Below are 21,477 nucleotides of genomic sequence, written 5' to 3'. Positions count from 1 at the left end.
AGCCGCCGGCGCTCAGCGCGCCAGGAAGCCGTACAGGTTGCGCAGCATCGCCGCGGTGGCGCCCCAGATGAAGTAGTCGCCCCAGGGCATCGACAGGAACTGCCGCTGGCCGCCTTCGTACGCGAAGGTGTGGCGACGGTGATGCGCCGGATTCATCAGGAACTCCAGCGGCACTTCGAAGGCCTCGGCCACCTCGAAGGCGTCGAGCCGCAGGTCCAGCGGCGGCGTCACGAGCGCGACGACGGGGGTCACCACGAAGTGCGTCACCGTGGTGTACGCGGGCAGCTGCCCGATGACTTCGACGTGCGTACGGCGCAGGCCGACTTCTTCCTCGGCTTCGCGCAGCGCGGTGTCTGCGGCGTCGACGTCGGTGTCCTCGACACGCCCGCCTGGGAAGCTGATCTGGCCGGCGTGGTCGCGCAGGTGTTCGGTGCGCTTGGTCAGCAGCACCGTCAGTCCGTGCGTGTGCACGACCAGAGGCACCAGCACCGATGCCGCGGAGAACGGCCGATCGCTCCAGCCGCGCCCGTCACCCGGGATCTCGGGCTGCCAGTCGCCTGCGGTGGCGAAACGTTCGCGCAACGCAGAAACGACGAGCCGGTCACGAGGGACCGGCGCGAGGTGGGTGTCGACCCCGGTGACCGGGATCGACTGCGGGTGCAGGATGCGCGGAGGCTTCCCGCCTTCCGCCATGTCAGGCCAGCTTTTCCTTGATGCGGGCCGACTTGCCGCTGCGGTCGCGCAGGTAGTACAGCTTGGCGCGGCGCACGTCGCCGCGGCGCTTGACTTCCACGCTGGCGATCAGCGGGCTGTAGGTCTGGAACGTGCGTTCCACGCCTTCGCCGCTGGAGACCTTGCGCACGATGAAGCTGCTGTTCAGGCCGCGGTTGCGCTTGGCGATGACGACGCCTTCGTACGCCTGCACGCGCTTGCGCGTGCCTTCGACGACGTTGACGTTGACGATCACGGTGTCGCCGGGGGCGAAGGCCGGGATGGTCTTGTTCAGGCGAGCGATCTCTTCCTGCTCGAGGGTGGCGATGAGGTCCAAGGGTTCTCCGATGACGATCGTGCTCTGGCGTTGTTGTGAAGGTGTGGCGGGCGCAGCCATCGCGCAGGCGGCTGCCCCAACCGTCGCCGGCAGAGGATCGAAAAGCCTTTGATTATAGCCCGAGACCGGCCAGGAATCGCTCGTCGTCCTTGGCGAGCCGGCCCGCGTCCCGGGCGGCGGCGATCAGGTCGGGCCGGCGCCTGGCCGTCATCTCGAGCGCTCGCTCGCGGCGCCAGCGGGCGATCTGGCCGTGGTGGCCCGACAGCAGCACCGCCGGCACCTCGTCGACACGTCCGCCCTCGCCTTCCAGCCGCTCGGGGCGGCTGTACGACGGGCCTTCGAGCAGGCCGTCGGAGAAGCTGTCCTGCTGGTGCGAGGGCGCGTTCAGAACGCCGTGCTGCAGCCGCGCTACCGCGTCCAGCAGCGCCAGCGCCGGCAGTTCACCACCCGACAGCACGAAGTCGCCGAGGCTGATCTCCAGCGTGACGTGGCGGTCGATGAAGCGTTGGTCGATGCCTTCGTAGCGCCCGCACAGCAGCACCGCACCGGGACCGGCGGCGATCTCGGCCACCAGCGCCTGGTCGAGCCGGCGCCCGGTCGGCGTGAAGTGGATCACGGCGGCGGCACCGCCGTCGTCGCGAACGGCCTGCAGCGCCCGGGTCAGCGGGCCGGCGAGCAGCACCATGCCCGGGCCGCCGCCGTAGGGGCGGTCGTCGACGCGGTGGTAGGCGTCATCGGCGAAGTCGCGCAGCTGCCACAGGCGCACGTCGACGCAGTCAGCGCTGTAGGCGCGGCGTGTGATGCCCAGTTCCAGGTGCGGCCGGAACAGTTCCGGAAACAGCGTGACGACGTCGAAGCGCATGACAGCGCGTCAGAAGTCGGCTTGCCAATCGACGTGGACGGTGCGGCCGGGCAGATCGACACGGTCGACGTAGGCGCCGACGAACGGGATCAGCACTTCGTCCGCGTCGGCGTCGGCCGGCTGGATGCGCAGCACGCAGTGCGGCCCGGTTTCGATGAGACCGACCACCGTGCCCAGCACCAGCGCGTCGCGGTTGGCCACGGCCAGGCCGATCAGGTCGACCCAGTAGAACTCGTCGGCGCTGTCGGGCGTGGGAAAGCTGGAACGGCCGACGAAGACGCGCGCGCCGGCCAAGGCCTGCGCCGTGTCGCGGTCGGAGATTTCCTGCACCGTGGCGACGACGGCGTCGTTCTGCTCGCGCGCACGCACCACGCGCAGCAGCGGCGGCACCTGGTGCCCCGGCTTGGCGTCGGACGGTTCGATGAACCAGCGCTTGGAGGAAAACAGGGCCTGGGGATCGCTGGAGAACGGCTTCACCTTGATGCCGCCCTGCACACCCCAGGCGCCGAGGATGCGGCCGACTTCGACGGCGTCCTCGGGTTTGACCGGCTCGCTGTGAGCCGGCGTGGGATGAGACGGAATGCTCATCCCGGAGGCGATCAGGCCGCCTTCTTGGCCTGGTCGACCAGGCGCTCGACCGTGGGCGACATCTGCGCGCCGACGCCGGTCCAGTGCGTCACGCGGTCCAGGGCCACGCGCAGCGGCTGTTCGCCACCGGCAGCCATCGGGTTGTAGAAACCGACGCGCTCGATGAAGCGGCCGTCGCGGCGCTCGCGCGCATCGGCAACGACGATGTTGTAGAAGGGGCGCTTCTTGGCGCCGCCACGGGCCAGGCGGATGACGACCATCTCTGTATGTCCTTGAATCTGGGCGACAGCCTCCCGCCGAAGGACACGATTTCCGCGGGTGGGCCGTCTGGAGGTTCGCCGCCGTAGATACGCCCGACTTGCGGTCAGGCCAGCGTCGAAAACCCAGCATTATAAACTCAGCTGCATGCCATTGACCATCCGCCCCAGCAGCGACGCCGATCTCGCTGCCATCACCGCGATCTACGAACACAACGTGCTGCACGGCACCGGCACTTTCGAGCTCGAAGCGCCCGACACCGCCGAGATGGCGCGCCGGCGCGCCGACGTGCTGTCCAAGGGCCTGCCCTGGCTGGTGGCCGAAGACGCCGGCCAGGTGCTGGGCTACGCCTACGCCAACCACTTTCGCCCGCGCCGCGCCTACCGCTTCTGTCTCGAGGACTCGATCTACCTGGCGCCCGAGGCCCGGGGCCGCGGCGTCGGCCGGCTGCTGCTGGCCGAGCTGGTGGCGCGCTGCGAAGCCGCCGGCGCGCGGCAGATGCTGGCGGTGATCGGCGACGCCGACAACGCCGGCTCGATCGGCGTGCACCGGGCGCTGGGCTTCGAGCACACCGGCGTGCTGAAGGCGGCCGGCTGGAAGTTCGACCGCTGGCTCGACGTGGTGCTGATGCAGCGTGCGCTCGGCACCGGCGCCGGCACCGTGCCCGCGGAATGACCCGCCACCGCAGCAAGACCGTCGCCACCTGGCTGGCCATCACGCTCGGCACGCTGGGCGCGCACCGCTTCTACCTGCACGGCCGAGGCGACCTGCTGGGCTGGCTGCACCCGCTGGTGACGGCGGCCGGCCTGCTGGGCATCCTGCGCATGCGCAACCTGGGCCAGGACGACCTGCAGGCCTGGGCGCTGATCCCGGTCTTCGGGCTGATGCTGGCGCAGGCGATGCTGCACGCCATCGTCTACGGCCTCACGCCCGACGAGAAGTGGGCGGCGCGCCACAACCCCGGCCAGCCGGTGCGTGCCACCGCCTGGGCGCCGGTGATCGGCGTGATCCTGGCGCTGCTGGTGGGCGGCGCCGCGCTGATGGGCACCATCGCCTTCGGCGGCCAGAAGTTCTTCGAGTGGCAGCTGCAGCAGGGCCGCTGACACGCCGGCGCCGGCGGCCGATCAGAAGATCAGCAGGCTGACGCCGTAGAAGACGGCCGCGATCAGCGCCGTGGCCGGGATCGTGACGATCCAGGCCATCACGATGTTGCCGGCCAGCCCCCAGCGCACCGCCGACGCGTTGCGCACCGAACCCACGCCGAAGATGGCGCCGGTGATGGTGTGCGTGGTCGAGACCGGCACGCCCAGGCCGGTGGCCACGAACAGCGTGATCGCGCCGCCGGTCTCGGCGCAGAAGCCGCCCACCGGCTTGAGCTTCGTGATGCGCTGGCCCATGGTCTTGACGATGCGCCAGCCGCCGAAGAGCGTGCCCAGTCCGATGGCGATGTAGCAGCTCCAGATCACCCAGGCCGGCGGCAGGCTGTCGCCGGCTGCCACGTAGCCCGACGAGATCAGCAGCAGCCAGATGATGCCGATCGTCTTCTGCGCATCGTTGCCGCCGTGGCCCAGCGAGTACAGGCCCGCCGACACCAGCTGCAGGCGCCGGAACCAGTTGTCCACGCGCAGCGGCGAACTGCGCCGGCAGACCCAGGCCACGGCCACCATCATCAGCGAGCCGAGCAGGAAGCCCATCAGCGGCGAGATGAAGATGAAGGCGAAGGTCTTCAGCAGCCCGGACGCCACCAGCGGGCCGGCACCCGCCTTGGCCAGCGTGGCGCCGACGATGCCGCCGATCAGCGCGTGCGAGCTGCTCGAGGGGATTCCGTACCACCACGTGATCACGTTCCAGGCAATGGCGCCGATGAGCGCGCCGAAGATCACGTGCTGGTCGACGATGCCGGGCTCGACGATGCCCTTGCCGATGGTGGCCGCCACCTTGAGCTGGAACACCGCGATCGCCAGCACGTTGAAGAAGGCCGCGAAGGCCACCGCGTGCTGGGGCTTGAGCACTCCGGTCGACACGACGGTGGCGATGGAGTTGGCGGCGTCGTGGAAGCCGTTCATGAAGTCGAACAGCAGGGCCAGCACGACCAGCATCGCGACCACCCAGAAGCCCGCGGGCATGGCACTCATCGCAGCGGCTCCGGCAGGCTCAGGAGTTCTCGAGCACGATGCCTTCGACCAGGTTCGCGACGTCCTCGCAGCGGTCGGAGATCGACTCCAGGTGCTCGTACACCGCCTTCAGCTTGATCAGCTCGCGCGTGTCGACTTCTTCACGGAACAGGCGCGACATGGCGCTGCGCATCACGCGGTCGGCGTCGGACTCGAGACGGTCGATCTCCTCGCAGGTCTTCAGCGCCGACTCGGCGACCGCGGCGTCCTTCAGGCGCGGCAGCAGCGTCACCACGTGCTGCACGCGTTCGCAGCAGCGCACCGAGATCTCTGTCAGGCGCACGACGTCCTCGCTCATGTGCTGCAGGTCGTAGAGCGACATGACCTCGCTGCTGTCCTGCAGCAGGTCGAGGATGTCGTCCATGGCGTTGATCAGGCCGTGGATCTGCTCGCGGTCCAGCGGCGTGATGAAGGTGCGGTGCAGCGCCCGGTTGACCTCGGCCGTGACCTTGTCGGCGTTGCGCTCCGAGGCGCCGACCGCCGCCGCGTGCTGCTCGCGCAGCACGGGGTCGGAGTAGTGCTGCACCATCGCCATGAACGAGCGCGCGCCCTCGGCAATGTGGGTGCCGTGCTCGTTGAACATCTCGAAGAAGTTGCCTTCGCGCGGCAGCAGCTTGCCAAAGAACATGCAGACTCCGGTGTCACCGGTTCGTCACCGGTTTGTCATCTGCACATTGTAGGCGCCGCACCTGTTCCGGCCGGCCGCACGCGCAGCCCTACTCCGTCGCGGCAGGGGCAGCTGCGCCAGCCGCACCGGCGGGCTTGCGCCGGCGCCGGCGGCGCTTGCGTGGCGGCGCGTCGCTGCCGGCGGGCGGCATGTCGCCGACATCGCCATCGGCGTCGTCATCGGCCTGCCCGTGCTGTTCGGCATGCCCGGCGTCGCCGTCCTCCGTCGACGCCACGGCATCGCGGCGCACCGGGGCGCGCCGGCTGCGTGGCTGTTGCGCCTTCAGGTCCTGCAGCAGCGCCTCGCGCTCCTCGTCGCTGCCGAGGTGGAAGTCCTCCCACCAGTCCGCCAGCTCGGGGGCGATCTCGCCGACATCCGCGCGCAGCCGCAGGAAGTCGTAGCCGGCACGGAAGCGCGCCTGCTCCACCAGCGCCTTCGCCGAGCTGACCGTGCGGCGCTCGAAGCGCGGCTGCATCAGCCAGATCTCGCGCATGTCGCCGGCCAGCTTGCCGCGGCCGGAGATGTCGCCGATGCGGGCGTCGAACACCGCATCCACCGCCTGCTGCAGCGCCGGGAACGGCGCCTCGCCGCCGGCCTTCAGCGCGGTCCAGCGGCCCTGCACGTCGTGCCACAGCATGCAGGCGAGCATGAAGCTGGGCACGACGGCGCGGCCGTCGGCCACGCGCGCGTCGGTGTTCTGCAGCGCCAGGCGCACGAAGGTCTCGCGCGCCGGGTTCGGCCTGTCCTGCGCCAGCACGGCGTCGAGCACCGGGAAGATGCCGCGGTCCAGGCCCTGCTTCTTCAGTTCGTCGATGCTGCGCAGCGCGTGGCCGGTCTGCAGCAGCTTGACCATCTCGTCGAACATGCGCGAGATCGGCACGTTGGCCAGCAGCGCGCTCATCTTCTTGATCGGCTTGCGCGTGGCGGGCTCGATCTCGAAGCCCAGCTTGGCCGCGAAGCGCACGACGCGGATGATGCGCACCGGGTCCTCGCGGTAGCGCGTCTCGGGCTCGCCGATCATGCGCAGCAGCTTGGCGCGCACGTCGGCGATGCCGCCGTGGTAGTCGACCACGGTGCGCGTGGTCGGGTCGTAGTACATCGCGTTGATGGTGAAGTCACGCCGCGCCGCGTCCTCGATCTGCGGCCCCCAGACGTTGTCGCGCAGCACGCGGCCGCTGGCGTCGACCACGTGCTTCTTCTCGGCGATCTCGTGCTTGCTCGTCTTCTCGTTGCCGGCCACCTGGTCGGCGGCGGCGGCATCGAGGTAGGCGCGGAAGGTCGAGACCTCGATGACCTCGTGCTCGCGCCCGCGGCCGAAGACCACGTGCACCAGGCGGAAGCGCCGGCCGATGATGAAGGCGCGCCGGAACAGCGCCTTCACCTGCTCGGGCGTGGCGTTGGTGGCGACGTCGAAGTCCTTCGGCCGCAGGCCCACCAGCAGGTCGCGCACCGCGCCGCCCACCACGTAGGCCTCGAAGCCCGCGTCCTTCAGCGTCTTCACCACGCGCACGGCGTTGTCGTCGAGCAGGCTGGGGTCGATGCCGTGCTGCTCGGGGCCGAGCTCCACCCGCTGTCCCAGCGGGATGGCCGGCTGCGCGGCGGCAGGGGCTTCGGCGGCGGGCTTGCCGCCCTTGCCGAGCAGGCGGTCGATGAATTTCTTGATCATGTGAACAGGTTCAGGATGGGCCAGCCGCGCTGCTGCGCGATGTCGCGCAGCGCGGCGCCCGGGTTGGTGGCCACCGGGTGGCTCACGTGTTCGAGCAGCGGCAGGTCGTTGGTGGAGTCGCTGTAGAACGTGCAGCGGTCGAAGTCGGCGAGCGCGCGGCCCTGCGCCGCCAGCCATTGCTCGACGCGCGTGATCTTGCCCTCGCGGAACGACGGCACGCCGCGGATGGCGCCGGTGACACGGCCGTGCGCATCGCGCTCGAGCTCGGTGGCGATCAGGGTCTCGATGCCGAACAGGTCGGCGATCGGCCGCGTCACGAAGTCGTTGGTGGCGGTGACGATGGCCAGCAGGTCGCCTGCTTCCCGGTGGCGCTGCACCAGTTGCAGCGCGTTCGGATGCAGCGACGGGCGCGCGTAGCCGTCGACGAACGCGGCGCTGGCCGCGGCCAGCTCGTCGGCGCTGCGCCGGCGCCAGGCGCTGGTGCAGAACTCGACATACGCATCGATGTCGAGCCGCCCCTCCTGGTACTGGCGGAAGAAGTCGTCGTTGCGACGGCGGTAGGCCTCGCCGTCGGCCCAGCCGAGCGCGATGAGGTGCTCGCCGAAGGCATGGTCGGAGTCGGTCGGCAGCAGGGTGCCGTCGAGATCGAAGAGCGTCAGGTTCAAGAGGGCGTGCCTTCTTCAGCCAGCATGGTCTTGAGCAGCGGCACCGTGATGGCGCGCGAACGTGCCAGCGCGAACTCGTCCAGGCGGTCCAGCAGCGACATCAGGTGCTTCAGGTCGCGCGGGAAGCGCGTGAGCAGATGGTCCATCACCTCGTCGGACAGCAGCACGCCGCGGCGGTCGCCCTCGCGACGCAGCGCGGCGCGCGTCTCGGCCTCGCCCAGCGGCTGCATCGCGAACACGTGCCCCCAGCCCAGGCGCGTGCGCAGGTCGTCGCGCAGCGGCAGGTCCACGGGCGGCAGGCGGCCGGCGGCAGCCACCTGCACGCCCTCGGTGGCCGCCTCGACGAACAGCGCGAAGGCGGCCTGCTGGGCCGCAGTGTCGAGCGCGTCGCAGCGGTCGATGATGACCAGCGACCAGTCGGGCTGCAGCGGCCAGGGCGTGGCGTCGGCGGCGTCGAACCAGCCCACGCGCTGCCCCGCCTGCTGGCAGGCGTGGGCCAGCGCACGCAGCAGGTGCGTCTTGCCGCTGCCCGACGGCCCCCACAGGTAGACCGGGGCCGAGGGCATGGCCAGTCGGCGCAGATGTTCCAGCGCGGCACCGTTGCCACCGGTCAGGAAGCTGTCGAAGGTGGGCAGCGGTTCGGGGCCGATGGCCAGCGGGATCTGCTTCATGGCCGGTTCAGTGCAGGCGCGGGCGCTGCGGTGCGTGCAGGCGGCCCTGCAGCGCCTGCAGGCGCTGCAGCAGCACGCCGGCGTCGTCGGCATCCGGGCAGTGCCGCAGGTAGGTGCGCAGGTCGTCCGCGGCCTGCTCGCCGTCGCCCAGCGCCGCATGGGCCAGGCCGCGGTCGCGCACCTCGTCCCAGGCCTGGGGCAGCAGGATCACCAACCGCTCCTGCACCGCCAGCAGGCGCGGCCAATCGGCGGCACTGCGGTGGATCTCCTTCAGGTTGCGCAGCAGCCGCGCAATCACGTCGCGTGGCGGGGCCGCCTGCAGGAACAGGCCCAGCGGCGCCTCGAACTCGCCCACCAGCCCGCGCTGGCGCAGGTAGGGCTGCAGGCGCTCGTCGAGGTCCTCGCGCGACAGCGACTGACCGCTGAAGGGGTCGAGGATCACCTCGCCGCGCGGCATGTGCAGCTTGACGAGGAAGTGCCCGGGAAACGACACGCCCGCCGCCTGCAGGCCCACCTGCGCCGCCAGTTCGCCGTACAGCAGCGCCAGCGTGATCGGGATGCCGCGCCGGCTGTGCAGCACCTGGGGCAGGTAGCTGTTGCGCACGTCGTAGTAGTCGTTGACGTTGCCGGCGAAGCCGAGTTCCTGGAAGAAGTAGCGGTTCAGCAGGCGCAGCTTCTGCAGCGGCGCGGCGTCGGCCGGCAGGCGGCGGCGCAGGCGCTCGGCCAGCGCGTCGATCTCGGACAGCACGGCCTGCGGGTCGAGGCCGGGGTCGGCGTCCTGGGCCACGGCGATGGCGGCTTCCAGCACCGAGAAGCTGGCGTCGTCGGCCACCAGCGCAGCGAAGTACTGCAGCGCCGTCGGTGCCTGGAAATGCAGCGGACTTCCCATGCCTGCCAGTGTAGGTCAGCCGCGGCGCATGAACTGCCGCACCCGCAGCCCGGCAGCCGCCAGCAGCGCGAAGTAGCCGGCAGCCACGCCGCCCAGCACCAGGGCCATCCAGCCGGCGCGTTGCAGCGGGTGCGACTGCAGCCCGATCCAGTCGATGGCCTGCGCCGCCCACACCAGCCCGGCGCACAGCGCCGCGCTGGCCAGCAGCACGCGCAGCGCGTAGAAGGCCCAGCCCGCGGCCGGCCGGTAGACGCCGCGGCGCAGCAGTCCCGCCAGCAGCAGCGCGGCGTTCAGCGTCGCACCGAGGCCGATCGACAGCGCCAGCCCCGCGAACCCGATCCAGGGCACGAAGACGGCGTTCAGCACTTGCGTGACCAGCAGCACGCCGATGGCGATCTTCACGGGCGTCTTCGTGTCCTCGCGGGCGTAGAAGGCCGGCGCCAGGACCTTCACCGCCACCAGGCCCATCAGGCCCACGCCCCAGCCCATCACGGCCCGCGCCGTCTGCGCCACGTCGGCCGCGGTGAAGGCGCCGTAGTGGAACAGCACCGCCACCAGCGGCTGCGCGAACACCAGCAGCGCGATGGCGCACGGCAGGGCCAGCAGCAGCACCAGCCGCAGGCCCCAGTCGACCATGCCGGAATAGGCCTGCGTGTCGCCCCGCCCTTGCGCCGACGACAGCTGCGGCAGCAGCACGACGCCCATCGCCACGCCCAGCAGCGCGGTCGGGAACTCCATCAGCCGGTCGGCATAGGTCAGCCACGAGACCGCGCCCACGCCCACGTGCGACGCGATCTGCGTGTTGATCAGCATCGACACCTGGGCCACGGACACGCCCAGCAGCGCCGGCGCCATGCGCTGCAGGATGGTGTGCACCCCGGGGTGCGCCCAGGCCGCGCGCAGCCGCGACGGCGCCAGGCCGATCCTCGGCATCAGGCCCAGCGCGCGCAGCGCCGGGATCTGCACCGCGGCCTGCAGCACGCCGCCCAGCAGCACGCCACCGGCCAGCGCCAGCACCGGCTCCAGGCCCCGGCGCTCGAACCACGGGGCGCCGAACACCGCGGCGGCGATCACGGCCAGGTTCAGCAGCACCGGCGTGGCCGCCGGCACCGCAAAGCGCTTCCAGGTGTTCAGGATGCCCGCCGACAGCGCCACCATCGACATGAAGCCGATGTAGGGGAACATCCAGCGCGTCATCAGAACGGCCTCGTCGAAGCGCTCCAGCCCTGAGGCCATCGCCCACACCAGCACCGGCGCGCCGATCACGCCCAGCGCGCAGGCCAGCAGCAGCACCCAGGCCAGCACGGTGGCCACGGCGTCGACCAGCTGGTGCGTGGCGGCATCGCCGTCGCGTTCGCGCGTGGCCGCCAGCAGCGGCACGAAGGCCTGCGAGAAGGCGCCCTCGGCGAACAGGCGCCGGAAGAGGTTCGGGATGCGGAAGGCGACGTTGTAGGCGTCGGTGATGGCACTGGCGCCGAAGTAGGCGGCGACCAGCTGGTCGCGCACCAGCCCGGTGACGCGCGAGGCCAGGGTCAGTGCAGAGACGGTGGAGGCAGCCCGGAGCAGGTTCACGAAGGCAGGTGGCGCAGCGGCAAAGGCTGCACGGCAGACGCCCGACGCCGGGACAGCCACTGATTATAGGAGGCCGCGTCCGCGAGCTGGCATTGCGCACAGTGCCGTGCTATACTCGACGGTCTTTGCACCACCCGAATTCTTTCGATTCCACAGCATGGCCACTTCGTCCAAAGCCAAGAAGAAGACCGTTCGCCTCGCCTCGGGCCGCAAGCGCGCCCGCCAGGACGTGGTGCTGAACGCACACAACACCTCGCTGCGCTCGCGTTTCCGCACCGTGGTGAAGAACGTCGTCAAGGTCGTTGCCGCCGGCGACAAGACCAAGGCCGCTGACAGCTTCAAGACCGCCCAGAGCGTGATCGATTCGGTCGCCGACAAGGGCATCTTCCACAAGAACAAGGCCGCCCGCCTGAAGAGCCGCCTGGCCGCCAAGGTCAAGGCACTGGCGCTCGCCGCCTGACGACAAGATTTCCGGGTGTTGCACGGAAGGCCTGCGCAAGCAGGCCTTTTTGCTTTCTGGCCGCCGGCTGCGGCGTTTCAGACCTGCGGGGCGCCGGGCAGCACTTCCACCACCTTCAGCCCGTTGTCGCGGGCGAAGTTCATGACGAAGTCCCAGGCCATCGGCTCGATGCCCTTCAGCGCCTCGTTCACGATGACGCACTTCACGCCGTCGATCACGCGCGGCACGCAGTACGGCGAATAGCCGATGAAGGCGCCGATGCCGCCGGCACTGCCCCCCGGGCGGAAGCTGGACATCGCCCCGGCGAGGCGCTCGGCCCAGTCGCTGGGTCGGAAGCTGCGGCCTTCCAGGGTGACGCCCTGGATGTAGTACTGGCGGGGTGGGTGGCTGGTCATCGGCAACACAAGATTGTGCCCGCAATTTGCTGCGTCGCAGCACGACCTGGCCGGCCTCTAGAATCGAAACCCGTTCGGCGTGCGGGCCACCACGGTTCGCACGCCGATTCTCTTCCCTGGCGCCGCTTGAGGATCGCTCGATGAACGCACCCGACACCCCTGTCCCGGCTCCGATGCCGCACGTGCTGAACACCTACGGCCGCCTGCCGCTGGCGCTCTCGCACGGCCGAGGCTGCTGGGTCTGGGACACGCAGGGCAAGCGCTACCTCGACGGCCTGGGCGGCATCGCCGTCAACACGCTGGGCCACGCGCATCCGAAGCTGGTGCCGGCGCTGCAGGACCAGGTCGCCAAGCTCATCCACTGCAGCAACTACTACGAGGTGCCGCTGCAGGAACAGCTGGGCGCCAAGCTGTGTGAACTGTCCGGCCTGTCGGGCGCGTTCTTCTGCAACAGCGGGCTCGAGGCCAACGAGGCCGCCATCAAGATCGCGCGCAAGTTCGGCCACGACAAAGGCATCGAGAAGCCGGCCATCATCGTCTACGAGAAGGCGTTCCACGGCCGCAGCATCGCCACGCTGTCGGCCACCGGCAACCCGAAGGTGCAGGCCGGTTTCGGCCCGCTCGTGGAAGGCTTCGTGCGCGTGCCGCTGAACGACCTGGCCGCGGTCGAGGAAGTCGCCCGCAGCAACCCCAACGTGGTGGCCGTGTTCCTGGAAGTCATCCAGGGCGAAGGCGGCATCAACCAGAGCCGCAACGAGTACCTGCAGGGCCTGCGCGCGCTGTGCGACCGGCAGGACTGGCTGCTGATGCTCGACGAGGTGCAGTGCGGCATCGGCCGCACCGGCAAGTGGTTCGCGCACCAGTGGGCCGGCATCCGCCCCGACGTGATGCCGCTCGCCAAGGGCCTGGGCTCGGGCGTGCCCATCGGCGCCGTCGTCGTCGGCCCCAAGGCCGTGAACGTGCTCGGTCCGGGCAACCACGGCACCACCTTCGGCGGCAATCCGCTGGCCATGCGCGCCGGCGTCGAGACGCTGCGCATCATGGAAGAGGACGGCCTGCTGGCCAACGCCGAGGCCATGGGCCGCGTGCTGCTGGACGCGCTGCAGACCGGCCTGGCCGACCAGGTGGCCAGCGGCGGCGTGGTCGAGTTCCGCGGCGCCGGGCTGATGATCGGCATCGAGCTCGCGCGGCCCTGCGGCGTGCTGCTGGGCCGCGCGGCCGAGGCCGGCCTGATGATCAGCGTCACCGCCGACCGCGTGGTGCGGCTGCTGCCGCCGCTGGTGATCAACGCCGACGAGGCGCGGCAGATCGCCGCCATCCTGGTGCCGCTGATCCAGGGCTTCCTGGCGGAAGCGCCATGAAGCCGGGCCACTCGTTGATGAAGCACTACCTGCAGTTCAAGGACTTCCGCGCCGAGGAGTACGCCTACCTGTTCGACCGCGCGCGCATCATCAAGACGCGCTTCAAGAACTACGAGCGCTACCAGCCGCTGGTCGACCGCACGCTGGCGATGATCTTCGAGAAGGCCAGCACGCGCACGCGCGTCAGCTTCGAGGCCGGCATGTACCAGATGGGCGGCTCGGTGGTGCACCTGACCACCGGCGACAGCCAGCTCGGCCGCGCCGAGCCGGTGGAGGACAGCGCGCGCGTCATCAGCCGCATGGTCGACATCGTGATGATCCGCACCTACGAGCAGGCGAAGATCGAGCGCTTCGCGGCGCACTCGCGCGTGCCGGTCATCAATGGCCTGACCAACGAATACCACCCGTGCCAGATCCTGGCCGACATCTTCACCTACATCGAGCACCGAGGCAGCATCGCCGGCAAGGTGGTGGCCTGGGTCGGCGACGGCAACAACATGGCCAACACCTGGCTGCAGGCGGCCGAGACGCTGGGCTTCACGGTGCACGTCAGCACGCCCAGCGGCTACGAGGTCGACCCGGCCGTGGCCGGCATCCGCGACAGCGGCTGCTACAAGGTCTTCAACCACCCGATGCAGGCCTGCGAAGGCGCGCACCTGGTGACCACCGACGTCTGGACCAGCATGGGCTACGAGGCCGAGAACGACGAGCGCCGCAAGGCCTTCGTCGACTGGTGCGTCGACGAGGAGATGATGGCCGTGGCGCAGCCCGACGCCCTGTTCATGCACTGCCTGCCGGCGCACCGCGGCGAAGAGGTCACGGCCGAGGTCATCGACGGGCCGCAGAGCGTGGTCTGGGACGAGGCCGAGAACCGCATGCACGTGCAGAAGGCGCTGATGGAGTACCTGCTGCTCGGGCGCATCGGCTGATGCCACCCCGCGCCCCCCGCGATCCGGGCACCCCGGCTCACGGGGTTGACCCGTCCAGGGCAGCGGCCGACCATGCCGCCATGGACGCCAAGACCACGCCCCCTGCCCTGCCGCCCGAGGCCCTGCAGCTGCAACGCTGGGCCGACCTGCGCGAAGAGCTGCAGAAGCTGCACGCCGACCTCGAGTACCTGCGCCTGCTGCTGCGCATGCGCGCGCCGCAGCAGGGCCTGCAGTAGTTCAGTAGGTCGAGCGCCCGCCGGTGATGTCGAAGACGGCACCGGTGCTGAATGAGCAGTCCTCGCTCGACAGCCAGGCCACCATCGCCGCGATCTCCGCCGGCTCCAGGAAGCGGCCCATCGGGATCTTGCTCAGCATGTAGTCGATGTGGCTCTGCGCCATCTGGTCGAACATCGCCGTCTTCGCCGCCGCCGGCGCCACCGCGTTCACCAGGATGTTCTTCGTGGCCAGCTCCTTGGCCAGCGACTTCGTCAGCGCGATCAGCGCCGCCTTGCTGGCGCTGTAGTGGCTGGCGTTCGGGTTGCCTTCCTTGCCCGCCACCGAGGCGATGTTGACGATGCGCCCGTAGCCCCCGGCCAGCATGCGCGGCACGACGTGCCGGCTCGTGAGGTACGGGCCGATCAGGTTGACCTCGACGACGCGCCGCCACACCGCCGGGTCCAGCTCCCAGGTGGTGCCGTTGCCGCCGGTGATGCCGGCGTTGTTGACCAGGATGTCGATGCGGCCGGCCTGCGCCGTGGCGGCGGCCACGGCCGCGTCGTCGGTCAGCTCGACCAGCGCGCCACGCACCGGACCCAGCGCCGACAGCGATGCGCAGGCCGCGTCGAGCTTGCCGGCGTCGATGTCCCACAGCAGCACCTCGGCGCCCGAGCGCAGCATGCGTTCGCTGATCGCATAGCCCAGGCCCTGGGCGCCGCCGGTGACGACCGCGGTGCGGCCTTTCAGGTCGATCTGGTTCATGCCATGCCCTTGAGTGCGGCCGTGCCCGCGTTGTCGGCGATGTACTGCCGGATGATGTCCTCGAAGTTCGCCTCGGGCAGCAGGCCCAGGCCCGCGGCACGCTCGGCGCTGGCGGCCTGCGGCCAGTTGGCGACGATGCCGGCGATGCGCTCGTCGCGCACGTGCTTCACGCGCGCGCGCACGGCGGGGCCGGCCACCTTCTCCAGCGCGTCCAGCATCTGCTGCACCGTGACGTTCAGCGCCGGCAGGTTCAGTGCCGTGCGGCCGCGGAAGGCCTCGCGGCTGGCCTCGTAGACGGCGATCAGCCCCTCCACCGTGCGCTGCGGCGAGCTCACCGGATGCGCCACGTCGGGCGCCACCGGCAGGATCGCCTCTTCGCCGGCCAGCGGCTCGCGGATGATGCCGCTGAAGAACGAGCTGGCCGCGCCGTTCGGGCGGCCCGGGCGCACCGTCACCGTCATCAGGCGCGCGGCGCGGCCGTCGATGAAACCCTTGCGCGTGTAGTCGGCCACCAGGTGCTCGCAGATCAGCTTCTGCACGCCGTAGCTGGTCTGCGGCGCCGGCAGCGTGGTATCGCCCACCACCGCCGGCAGCGGCACGGCCGGGTCGGGGCCGAACACGGCCACCGAGCTGCTGAAGACCAGCCGCGTCGGCGCCGCACCCGACTGCGTGCGGTGGCGCAGCGCCTCCAGCAGCGCGCGCGTGCTGTCGAGGTTGCTGCGCATGCCGAGGTCGAAGTCGGCCTCGCACTCGCCCGACACCGCCGAGGCCAGGTGGAACACGCCGTCGAAGCCTTCTTCGCGCAGGCTCTCGCAGGTGGCCAGCAGCGGCGCCACGCGCGACTGCACACGCGCATCGGCCAGCAGGTCGGCCGGTGCCTGCACCTGGTCGGCCAGCACCAGCTGGGTCAGCGGCCGGCCGGCCAGGGTGCCGCGCTGCAGCAGTGTGCGCGCCAGCCGCGCACCGACGAAACCGGCACCGCCGGTGATCAGGAGTTTCATGGTCGAGAGTCCTTGCGAAAGAGGGTCAGGCCAGCGCGCGCGGCGCCTTCAGGCGGGGCGCGGGCGCGCTCAGCGACGGCAGCTTGCGGCGCGAGGCGAGCACCTGCTCGATGTCGTCCTGCGCGCCGTCGATCAGCACCAGGCTCGCCTTCTCGGCCGCCACCGGGTCGCGCGCGATCACGGCGTCGAGCACCGCGCGGTGCAGCGGCAGCGAACTGGCAGGCCCGTCGGGCCGCGTCGTGCTGATCTCGAAGGCGGTGCGCAGCAGCGCGCCCAGCGCCTTGCTCATCTGCACCACCATGCGGTTGTGGCCGGCGATCAGCAGGCCCTGGTGGAAGCGCAGGTCGTTGCTGACGTAGTCGCCGCCTTGTTCGATGGCCTGCTTCATGCCTGCATACGCGGCCTCGATGGCTGCGATGTCGGCCGCCGTGGCGCGCAACGCGGCCAGGCGCACGCCGGCCGGTTCGATCACGCGGCGCAGCTCCTGCAGGTCGCGCAGGAACTCGCGCGTCAGGCCCATCTTGCTCTTCCACTGCACGACCGAGGGGTCGAACCAGTTCCAGTTGTCCTCGGGCAGCACGCGCGTGCCAACCTTGGGGCCGGTGACGAGCAGGCCCTTGGCCACCAGCGACTTCACCGCCTCGCGCACCACGGTGCGGCTGACGCCGAACTGCTCGCACAGCATCGGCTCGGGGGGAATCGCAGCGCCGGCCGGATAGCGGCCGCCGACGATGGCCTCGCCCAGCAGGTCGAGCGTGTGGCCATGCACGTTCTTCACCGCGTTCATGCCATCACCCCCGCACGAAGGCGGTGACCAGCGGCGCGTCGCCCACCTGCCGGCTCCAGTGGCCGTGCACCGCGGGGTCGAAGCTGGCGCCGGCAGGCAGCGTGTCGGCCGAGAAGAAGTGCTCGCCGGGGTGGAACACGCGCGAGCTGCCGTCCTGCAGGCCGATCTCCATCGCGCCGCCGAGGATGAACACCCACTGCGGATCGCCCGTGCAGTGGAACTCGCTGCGGAAGCCCACCGGGCTGTGGCGCAGCTGCAGGCCGCCGCTGGGCAGCAGCGGCGACAGCATCGCCATCGGCTTGCCCTCGGTCAGCGCGATGACTTCTTCGCGCCAGTGCGCACGGCCGTCGGCGCCAGTGGCGAGGATGACCTTGGTGAACGTGGACATGGGGGACCTACAGGGTTGCGGTGACGCCGCCATCGACATACAGGAGATGGCCGTTGACGAAGCGGGACGCGTCGCAGGCCAGGAAGACGACCGCGCCGGCCAGGTCTTCCACGTCGCCCCAGCGGCGGCTGGGCGTGCGGTTGGTCAGCCACTGGCTGAAGGTGGCGTCGGCCACCAGCGGGGCCGTCAGCTCGGTCTTGAAGTAGCCGGGTGCCAGGCCGTTGACGTTGATGCCGTGCGGCCCCAGGTCGATGGCCATGCCCTTGGTCAGCATCTTCAGCGCGCCCTTGCTCGCCATGTAGGCCGACAGCCCCGGGCGCCCGAGCTCGCTCTGCACCGAGCAGGTGTTGATGATGCGGCCGACGGCCGCGCGCCACCATGTGCCGCGCCACCGCCTGCCCGACCGCGAAGACGCTGTCGATGTTCGTGCGCAGCACCGCCTGCCAGTCGGCCGGCGGCAGCTCATGGAAGGGCGCACGGCGCGTGATGCCGGCGTTGTTGACCAGCACCTCGATCGGACCCACGCCGGCTTCGATGCGGTCCACGGCCGCCGCGGCGGCCGCGACGTCGACGACGTCGAAGGCGCTGCCCTCGGCCTGCAGGCCTTCGCTGCGCAGCTGCTGCACGGCGGCGTCGAGCTTGGCCGTGTCGCGGCCGTTCAGCACCACGCGGGCGCCGGCCTGCGCGAGGCCGCGCGCCAGCGCCAGGCCGATGCCGCCCGAGGAGCCCGTGACGAGCGCGATGCGGCCGTCGAGGCGGAAGGTGTCTGCGGTGATCATGGGCCCGTGGCCTCCAGTGCGCGCCGTGCCGCGTCGGCCAGGGCCTCGGGCGGGGCGCTGATGTCCAGCGTGACGGGGCGCTCGTCGGGCCCCGGCGATTCCAGCGTCTGCAGCTGGCTGTCGAGCAGCGACGCCGGCATGTAGCGGTGCGTGCGCGTGGCCACGCGCTCGGCCAGCAGGTCGCGGCTGCCGTGCAGGAACACCAGGCGCAGCGCGGGTGCGCCGCTGCGCAGCACGTCGCGGTAGCGGCGCTTGAGCGCCGAGCACGACACCACCACGCCCTGCCCGCGCGCGGCCGCACCGGCCAGCACCTCGGACAGCGTGCGCAGCCAGTCGGCGCGGTCGTCGTCGGTCAGCGGCGTGCCGGCCGCCATCAGCGCCACGTTGCGTGGCGGGTGCAGGTCGTCACCTTCGACGAAGGGCAGGCCGAGCGCCGTGGCCAGTGCACGGCCCACCGTGCTCTTGCCGCAGCCGCTGACGCCCATCACGACGATGCACGGCCCGTTCTTCACGTGAGGCGTTGTCCCGATGTGCCGTCGAAGACGTGGGCCTTGGCCGCCTCCACGGCCAGGTACACGGTGTCGTCGGGCTGGGCCTCGGTGCGGCCGTGCATCACCAGCACCAGCTGCTGGCCGCCGACGTCGAGCAGCAGTTCGGTCTCGGCGCCGGTGGGCTCCACCACCACCACGCGCGCCGGGATGCCGCTGTCGGCCAGCGCCATGTCGGTCGGCCGGATGCCGTAGTGCACCGCCTGCCCCTCGCTGCCCTTGCCCACGCCGGGCGGCACCGGCCAGCGTGCACCCAGCGCCTCGACCGCGCCGCCGGACAGCGTGCCCTGCAGCACGTTCATCGACGGCGAGCCGATGAACTGCGCCACGAACAGGTTGCCCGGCCGGTCGAACAGCTCCAGCGGCGTGCCGATCTGCTCGACGATGCCGTCGTGCATGACCACGATGCGGTCGGCCATGGTCATGGCCTCGATCTGGTCGTGCGTGACGTACACCGTGGTCGTCTTCAGGCGCTGGTGCAGCGCCTTGATCTCGGCACGCATCGCCACGCGCAGCTTGGCGTCCAGGTTCGACAGCGGCTCGTCGAACAGGAACACCTTGGGGTCGCGCACGATGGCGCGCCCCATCGCCACGCGCTGGCGCTGGCCGCCCGAGAGTTCACGCGGGAAGCGGTCGAGCAGCGCGTCGAGGTTCAGGATCTTGGCCGCACGGTCCACACGCTCGCCCGTGGTCGCGGCGTCGGCCTTGCGCAGGCGCAGGCTGAAGCCCATGTTGTCGCGCACGGTCATGTGCGGGTACAGCGCGTAGCTCTGGAAGACCATTGCGATGTCGCGGTCCTTCGACTCGAGCTCGTTGACGACCTTGCCGTCGATCAGGATCTCGCCGCCGGAGATCTCCTCCAGCCCCGCCAGCATGCGCAGCAGCGTGCTCTTGCCGCAGCCGCTGGGGCCGACGAGCACGACGAACTCGCCGTCGGCGATGGTGAAGTCGATGCCGTGGATGACCTTGACCTTGCCGTAGGCCTTCTGGATGTCGCGGAACGAGACGGATGCCATTGCTCTTCTTCCCTTTTCAGCTCTTGACGGCACCCGCGGTGAGGCCCGAAACCATGTAGCGCTTGAACGCGTAGTAGATGGCTGCCGGCGGCAGCGCGTAGACGAGGCCGGTGGCCATCAGCAGTTCCCAGGGCGAGTCGTCGGCCGAGAGGAAGTTGCCCAGCGCCACCGCCAGCGTGATGTCGGCGTCGTTGCTGAGCAGCAGGAAGGCGTAGAGGTACTCGTTCCAGGCCAGCAGCAGCGAATACGTGCCCACCGCCACCAGCGACGGCACCATCAGCGGCAGGTAGACCAGCCGGAACAGTTGCAAGGGGCTGGCGCCGTCCATGCGCGCGGCTTCGTCCAGTTCCCAGGGCAGCTTGTCGGAGGCCTGCTTCAGCACCCAGATGCAGTAGGGCGATGCGATCGTCACCATCGCCAGGATCAGCGCCCACTGGTTGTTCAGCAGCCCGTAGTTGCCCATCGTCTTGTACATGGGCACGGCCAGGAAGGCCGCCGGGATGAAGTACGTGAAGAGCGCCAGGTTCATCACCGTGCGCCCGCCACGCACCTTCAGCCGGCTGATGGCGAAGGCCGCGCAGGTGGCGATGAACAGCGTGATGGCCCCCACCGCCAGCGCGATCAGCAGCGAGTTGCCCAGTTGCTGCCAGAAGTGGTTCAGGTAGAAGTGCTTCTTCTGGAAGACGATGTCGAAGTTCTGCAGCGTCGGGTTCTGCGGCCACAGCCGGCCGCTGGTGGCGGTGTCGCGCTCGCTGATCGCGAACAGGAACATGTGGTAGACCGGGATCAGCGTCCACAGCAGCACCGGAATGCCCACCAGCAGCAGCTGGGCTTCGGTGCTGATCTTCTTCAGGCTCAGGCGCTTCATTTCGAGAGCCTCTTCATCATGATGTAGACCAGGGGCAGTACGAAGGGCAGCGCCACGACGATGCTGGCCATCGCCATGTCGACCTGGTCGAGCCGCAGGTAGCGGATGCCCAGCGTGGCCAGCACGTGGGTCAGGTCGGCCGGGCCGCCGCCAGTGAGCAGGTAGACGCTGTTGAAGTCGCCCAGCGTCCAGATCATCGACAGGATCAGCGACGTGAAGTAGAGCGAGCGCATCGCCGGCCAGGTGATGAAGCGGAACTTCTGCCAGCGCGTGGCGCCGTCGACGCTGGCGGCCTCGTATTGTTCGGTGGGAATGGCCAGGCGCCCGGCCACCAGGATCAGCGTCCAGAACGGCAGGCTCTTCCAGATGTGCATCAGCATCGCGAAGATCAGCGCGAGCGTCGGGTCGTTGAGCCAGTTCGGGCCGTCCAGGCCCGTCAGGCGGAAGTAGGTGCTGTTGATCACGCCCCACTCGGGGTTGAGCATGAAGCGCACCGACAGGATGGTCGGGATCGACGGCACCGCCCACGGCAGGATGAACAGCGCGGCCAGGATCTTGATCCACCAGCGCGTCTGCACGAAGAAGCCCGACAGGCCCAGCGCGATGGCCATCTTCACGTTGATGGCGACCACCAGGAACACCAGCGTGTTGACCGCGGTGCGGAAGAAGATCGGGTCGTCGAAGAGCTTGACGTAGCTCTCCGGATTGCGCGCCAGCCAGAGCCCGTAACCCACCGGGTACAGCACGAAGACGACGAACACCACCAGGTAGGGCACCACGAGCAGGCGGCCCCAGAACTCCCAGGGTGTCAGCGCCTTCGCAGGCCGGGCGGCGGGCAATGCAGATGTGGTCATGGCGGCGGCGCAAACAGTTCGATCAAGCGGACGCCGCGGGCCGGCTCTGCCGG

General features: G+C 70.1%; 27 protein-coding genes and 1 pseudogene. 6 read left to right on the top strand and 22 right to left on the bottom strand.

What is annotated here, in order from left to right; translation table 11 throughout:
- Positions 1 to 12: 12 nt before the first annotated feature.
- The 5 genes from ACPOLB_RS24010 to rpsP form a co-directional block, all read right to left on the bottom strand.
- Positions 13 to 693, bottom strand: coding sequence for a CoA pyrophosphatase (locus ACPOLB_RS24010; protein ID WP_425258572.1), 681 nt, complete (start codon positions 691 to 693; stop codon positions 13 to 15).
- Position 694: 1 nt separating this feature from the next.
- Positions 695 to 1,048 (bottom strand): 50S ribosomal protein L19, encoded by a 354-nt coding sequence (gene rplS / locus ACPOLB_RS24005; protein ID WP_425258571.1) that lies wholly within the window; start codon positions 1,046 to 1,048, stop codon positions 695 to 697.
- Positions 1,049 to 1,160: 112 nt separating this feature from the next.
- Complete coding sequence (gene trmD / locus ACPOLB_RS24000; RefSeq protein ID WP_425258570.1) at positions 1,161 to 1,910, bottom strand: tRNA (guanosine(37)-N1)-methyltransferase TrmD; 750 nt, start codon at positions 1,908 to 1,910, stop codon at positions 1,161 to 1,163.
- A gap of 9 nt (positions 1,911 to 1,919) precedes the next feature.
- Positions 1,920 to 2,498, bottom strand: a complete 579-nt coding sequence (rimM, locus tag ACPOLB_RS23995; protein ID WP_425258569.1) for a ribosome maturation factor RimM — start codon at positions 2,496 to 2,498, stop codon at positions 1,920 to 1,922.
- A gap of 11 nt (positions 2,499 to 2,509) precedes the next feature.
- Positions 2,510 to 2,758 (bottom strand): 30S ribosomal protein S16, encoded by a 249-nt coding sequence (gene rpsP / locus ACPOLB_RS23990; protein WP_425258568.1) that lies wholly within the window; start codon positions 2,756 to 2,758, stop codon positions 2,510 to 2,512.
- A gap of 145 nt (positions 2,759 to 2,903) precedes the next feature.
- On the opposite strand from rpsP, the gene ACPOLB_RS23985 reads away from it, so the two are divergent.
- A complete protein-coding gene (locus tag ACPOLB_RS23985; RefSeq protein ID WP_425258567.1) occupies positions 2,904 to 3,431 on the top strand; it encodes an N-acetyltransferase family protein in 528 nt (175 codons plus the stop codon).
- Positions 3,428 to 3,859 carry an NINE protein gene (locus ACPOLB_RS23980; protein WP_425258566.1) on the top strand — a complete coding sequence of 144 codons (432 nt, stop codon included), beginning with the start codon at positions 3,428 to 3,430 and terminating at the stop codon, positions 3,857 to 3,859. Before ACPOLB_RS23985 ends, ACPOLB_RS23980 begins: the two co-directional genes overlap by 4 nt.
- 21 nt (positions 3,860 to 3,880) lie before the next feature.
- On the opposite strand, the gene ACPOLB_RS23975 is transcribed toward ACPOLB_RS23980, so the two are convergent.
- The 7 genes from ACPOLB_RS23975 to murJ form a co-directional block, all read right to left on the bottom strand.
- Complete coding sequence (locus tag ACPOLB_RS23975) at positions 3,881 to 4,891, bottom strand: anion permease (protein WP_425258565.1); 1,011 nt, start codon at positions 4,889 to 4,891, stop codon at positions 3,881 to 3,883.
- A gap of 19 nt (positions 4,892 to 4,910) precedes the next feature.
- The gene (locus ACPOLB_RS23970; protein ID WP_425258564.1) at positions 4,911 to 5,558 is read right to left on the bottom strand and encodes a DUF47 domain-containing protein; all 648 of its coding nucleotides are present in this window, start codon (positions 5,556 to 5,558) and stop codon (positions 4,911 to 4,913) included.
- Between the two features lie 88 nt (positions 5,559 to 5,646).
- A complete protein-coding gene (pcnB, locus tag ACPOLB_RS23965) occupies positions 5,647 to 7,263 on the bottom strand; it encodes a polynucleotide adenylyltransferase PcnB (RefSeq protein WP_425258563.1) in 1,617 nt (538 codons plus the stop codon).
- On the bottom strand, positions 7,260 to 7,928 hold the full coding sequence (locus ACPOLB_RS23960; protein ID WP_425258562.1) for an HAD family hydrolase: 669 nt from the start codon (positions 7,926 to 7,928) through the stop codon (positions 7,260 to 7,262). The genes pcnB and ACPOLB_RS23960 overlap by 4 nt, the downstream gene beginning before the upstream one ends.
- On the bottom strand, positions 7,925 to 8,599 hold the full coding sequence (hda, locus tag ACPOLB_RS23955; RefSeq protein WP_425258561.1) for a DnaA regulatory inactivator Hda: 675 nt from the start codon (positions 8,597 to 8,599) through the stop codon (positions 7,925 to 7,927). Before hda ends, ACPOLB_RS23960 begins: the two co-directional genes overlap by 4 nt.
- A 7-nt stretch (positions 8,600 to 8,606) precedes the next feature.
- The gene (locus tag ACPOLB_RS23950) at positions 8,607 to 9,488 is read right to left on the bottom strand and encodes a SirB1 family protein (RefSeq protein WP_425258560.1); all 882 of its coding nucleotides are present in this window, start codon (positions 9,486 to 9,488) and stop codon (positions 8,607 to 8,609) included.
- A 15-nt stretch (positions 9,489 to 9,503) separates the two neighbouring features.
- The gene (murJ, locus tag ACPOLB_RS23945) at positions 9,504 to 11,060 is read right to left on the bottom strand and encodes a murein biosynthesis integral membrane protein MurJ (protein ID WP_425258559.1); all 1,557 of its coding nucleotides are present in this window, start codon (positions 11,058 to 11,060) and stop codon (positions 9,504 to 9,506) included.
- A 157-nt stretch (positions 11,061 to 11,217) separates the two neighbouring features.
- Between murJ and rpsT the strand changes: the two genes are divergently transcribed.
- Positions 11,218 to 11,520, top strand: a complete 303-nt coding sequence (rpsT, locus tag ACPOLB_RS23940) for a 30S ribosomal protein S20 (RefSeq protein ID WP_425258558.1) — start codon at positions 11,218 to 11,220, stop codon at positions 11,518 to 11,520.
- A gap of 77 nt (positions 11,521 to 11,597) precedes the next feature.
- Here rpsT and ACPOLB_RS23935 read toward each other — a convergent pair whose 3' ends face one another.
- A complete protein-coding gene (locus ACPOLB_RS23935) occupies positions 11,598 to 11,915 on the bottom strand; it encodes a DUF3579 domain-containing protein (RefSeq protein WP_425258557.1) in 318 nt (105 codons plus the stop codon).
- Between the two features lie 140 nt (positions 11,916 to 12,055).
- Between ACPOLB_RS23935 and ACPOLB_RS23930 the strand changes: the two genes are divergently transcribed.
- From ACPOLB_RS23930 to ACPOLB_RS23920, 3 genes are all read left to right on the top strand, one after another.
- Positions 12,056 to 13,276, top strand: coding sequence for an aspartate aminotransferase family protein (locus tag ACPOLB_RS23930; protein WP_425258556.1), 1,221 nt, complete (start codon positions 12,056 to 12,058; stop codon positions 13,274 to 13,276).
- Positions 13,273 to 14,205, top strand: a complete 933-nt coding sequence (gene argF, locus ACPOLB_RS23925) for an ornithine carbamoyltransferase (RefSeq protein ID WP_425258554.1) — start codon at positions 13,273 to 13,275, stop codon at positions 14,203 to 14,205. The genes ACPOLB_RS23930 and argF overlap by 4 nt, the downstream gene beginning before the upstream one ends.
- Before the next feature lie 80 nt (positions 14,206 to 14,285).
- Positions 14,286 to 14,441, top strand: coding sequence for a hypothetical protein (locus ACPOLB_RS23920; RefSeq protein WP_425258553.1), 156 nt, complete (start codon positions 14,286 to 14,288; stop codon positions 14,439 to 14,441).
- A 1-nt stretch (position 14,442) separates the two neighbouring features.
- On the opposite strand, the gene ACPOLB_RS23915 is transcribed toward ACPOLB_RS23920, so the two are convergent.
- The 9 genes and pseudogenes from ACPOLB_RS23915 to ACPOLB_RS23875 all read right to left on the bottom strand — a co-directional run bounded on the left by ACPOLB_RS23915 (position 14,443) and on the right by ACPOLB_RS23875 (position 21,424).
- Positions 14,443 to 15,183 carry an SDR family NAD(P)-dependent oxidoreductase gene (locus ACPOLB_RS23915; RefSeq protein ID WP_425258552.1) on the bottom strand — a complete coding sequence of 247 codons (741 nt, stop codon included), beginning with the start codon at positions 15,181 to 15,183 and terminating at the stop codon, positions 14,443 to 14,445.
- The gene (gene denD, locus ACPOLB_RS23910) at positions 15,180 to 16,184 is read right to left on the bottom strand and encodes a D-erythronate dehydrogenase (RefSeq protein WP_425258551.1); all 1,005 of its coding nucleotides are present in this window, start codon (positions 16,182 to 16,184) and stop codon (positions 15,180 to 15,182) included. The genes ACPOLB_RS23915 and denD overlap by 4 nt, the downstream gene beginning before the upstream one ends.
- Before the next feature lie 25 nt (positions 16,185 to 16,209).
- On the bottom strand, positions 16,210 to 16,971 hold the full coding sequence (locus tag ACPOLB_RS23905) for a FadR/GntR family transcriptional regulator (protein ID WP_425258550.1): 762 nt from the start codon (positions 16,969 to 16,971) through the stop codon (positions 16,210 to 16,212).
- 4 nt (positions 16,972 to 16,975) lie between these two features.
- Positions 16,976 to 17,359: a hypothetical protein gene (locus tag ACPOLB_RS23900; protein WP_425258549.1), complete on the bottom strand. Its 384-nt coding sequence runs from the start codon at positions 17,357 to 17,359 to the stop codon at positions 16,976 to 16,978.
- Between the two features lie 7 nt (positions 17,360 to 17,366).
- Positions 17,367 to 18,138, bottom strand: a pseudogene (locus ACPOLB_RS23895) (glucose 1-dehydrogenase).
- Positions 18,135 to 18,650, bottom strand: a complete 516-nt coding sequence (locus tag ACPOLB_RS23890; protein WP_425258548.1) for a gluconokinase — start codon at positions 18,648 to 18,650, stop codon at positions 18,135 to 18,137. Before ACPOLB_RS23890 ends, ACPOLB_RS23895 begins: the two are co-directional and overlap by 4 nt.
- Positions 18,647 to 19,702: an ABC transporter ATP-binding protein gene (locus ACPOLB_RS23885; RefSeq protein ID WP_425258547.1), complete on the bottom strand. Its 1,056-nt coding sequence runs from the start codon at positions 19,700 to 19,702 to the stop codon at positions 18,647 to 18,649. The genes ACPOLB_RS23890 and ACPOLB_RS23885 overlap by 4 nt, the downstream gene beginning before the upstream one ends.
- Before the next feature lie 16 nt (positions 19,703 to 19,718).
- Positions 19,719 to 20,570 carry a carbohydrate ABC transporter permease gene (locus tag ACPOLB_RS23880; RefSeq protein WP_425258546.1) on the bottom strand — a complete coding sequence of 284 codons (852 nt, stop codon included), beginning with the start codon at positions 20,568 to 20,570 and terminating at the stop codon, positions 19,719 to 19,721.
- Entirely contained in the window at positions 20,567 to 21,424 is an 858-nt protein-coding gene (locus ACPOLB_RS23875) for a carbohydrate ABC transporter permease (protein ID WP_425258545.1), read from the bottom strand. Before ACPOLB_RS23875 ends, ACPOLB_RS23880 begins: the two co-directional genes overlap by 4 nt.
- Positions 21,425 to 21,477: the final 53 nt, after the last annotated feature.

Source organism: Rubrivivax soli (genome assembly GCF_049810355.1).
Lineage (GTDB): Bacteria > Pseudomonadota > Gammaproteobacteria > Burkholderiales > Burkholderiaceae_C > Rubrivivax.
The sequence above is the reverse complement of the archived record's forward strand: the minus strand, read 5'-3'. Positions and strand labels throughout refer to the sequence as shown.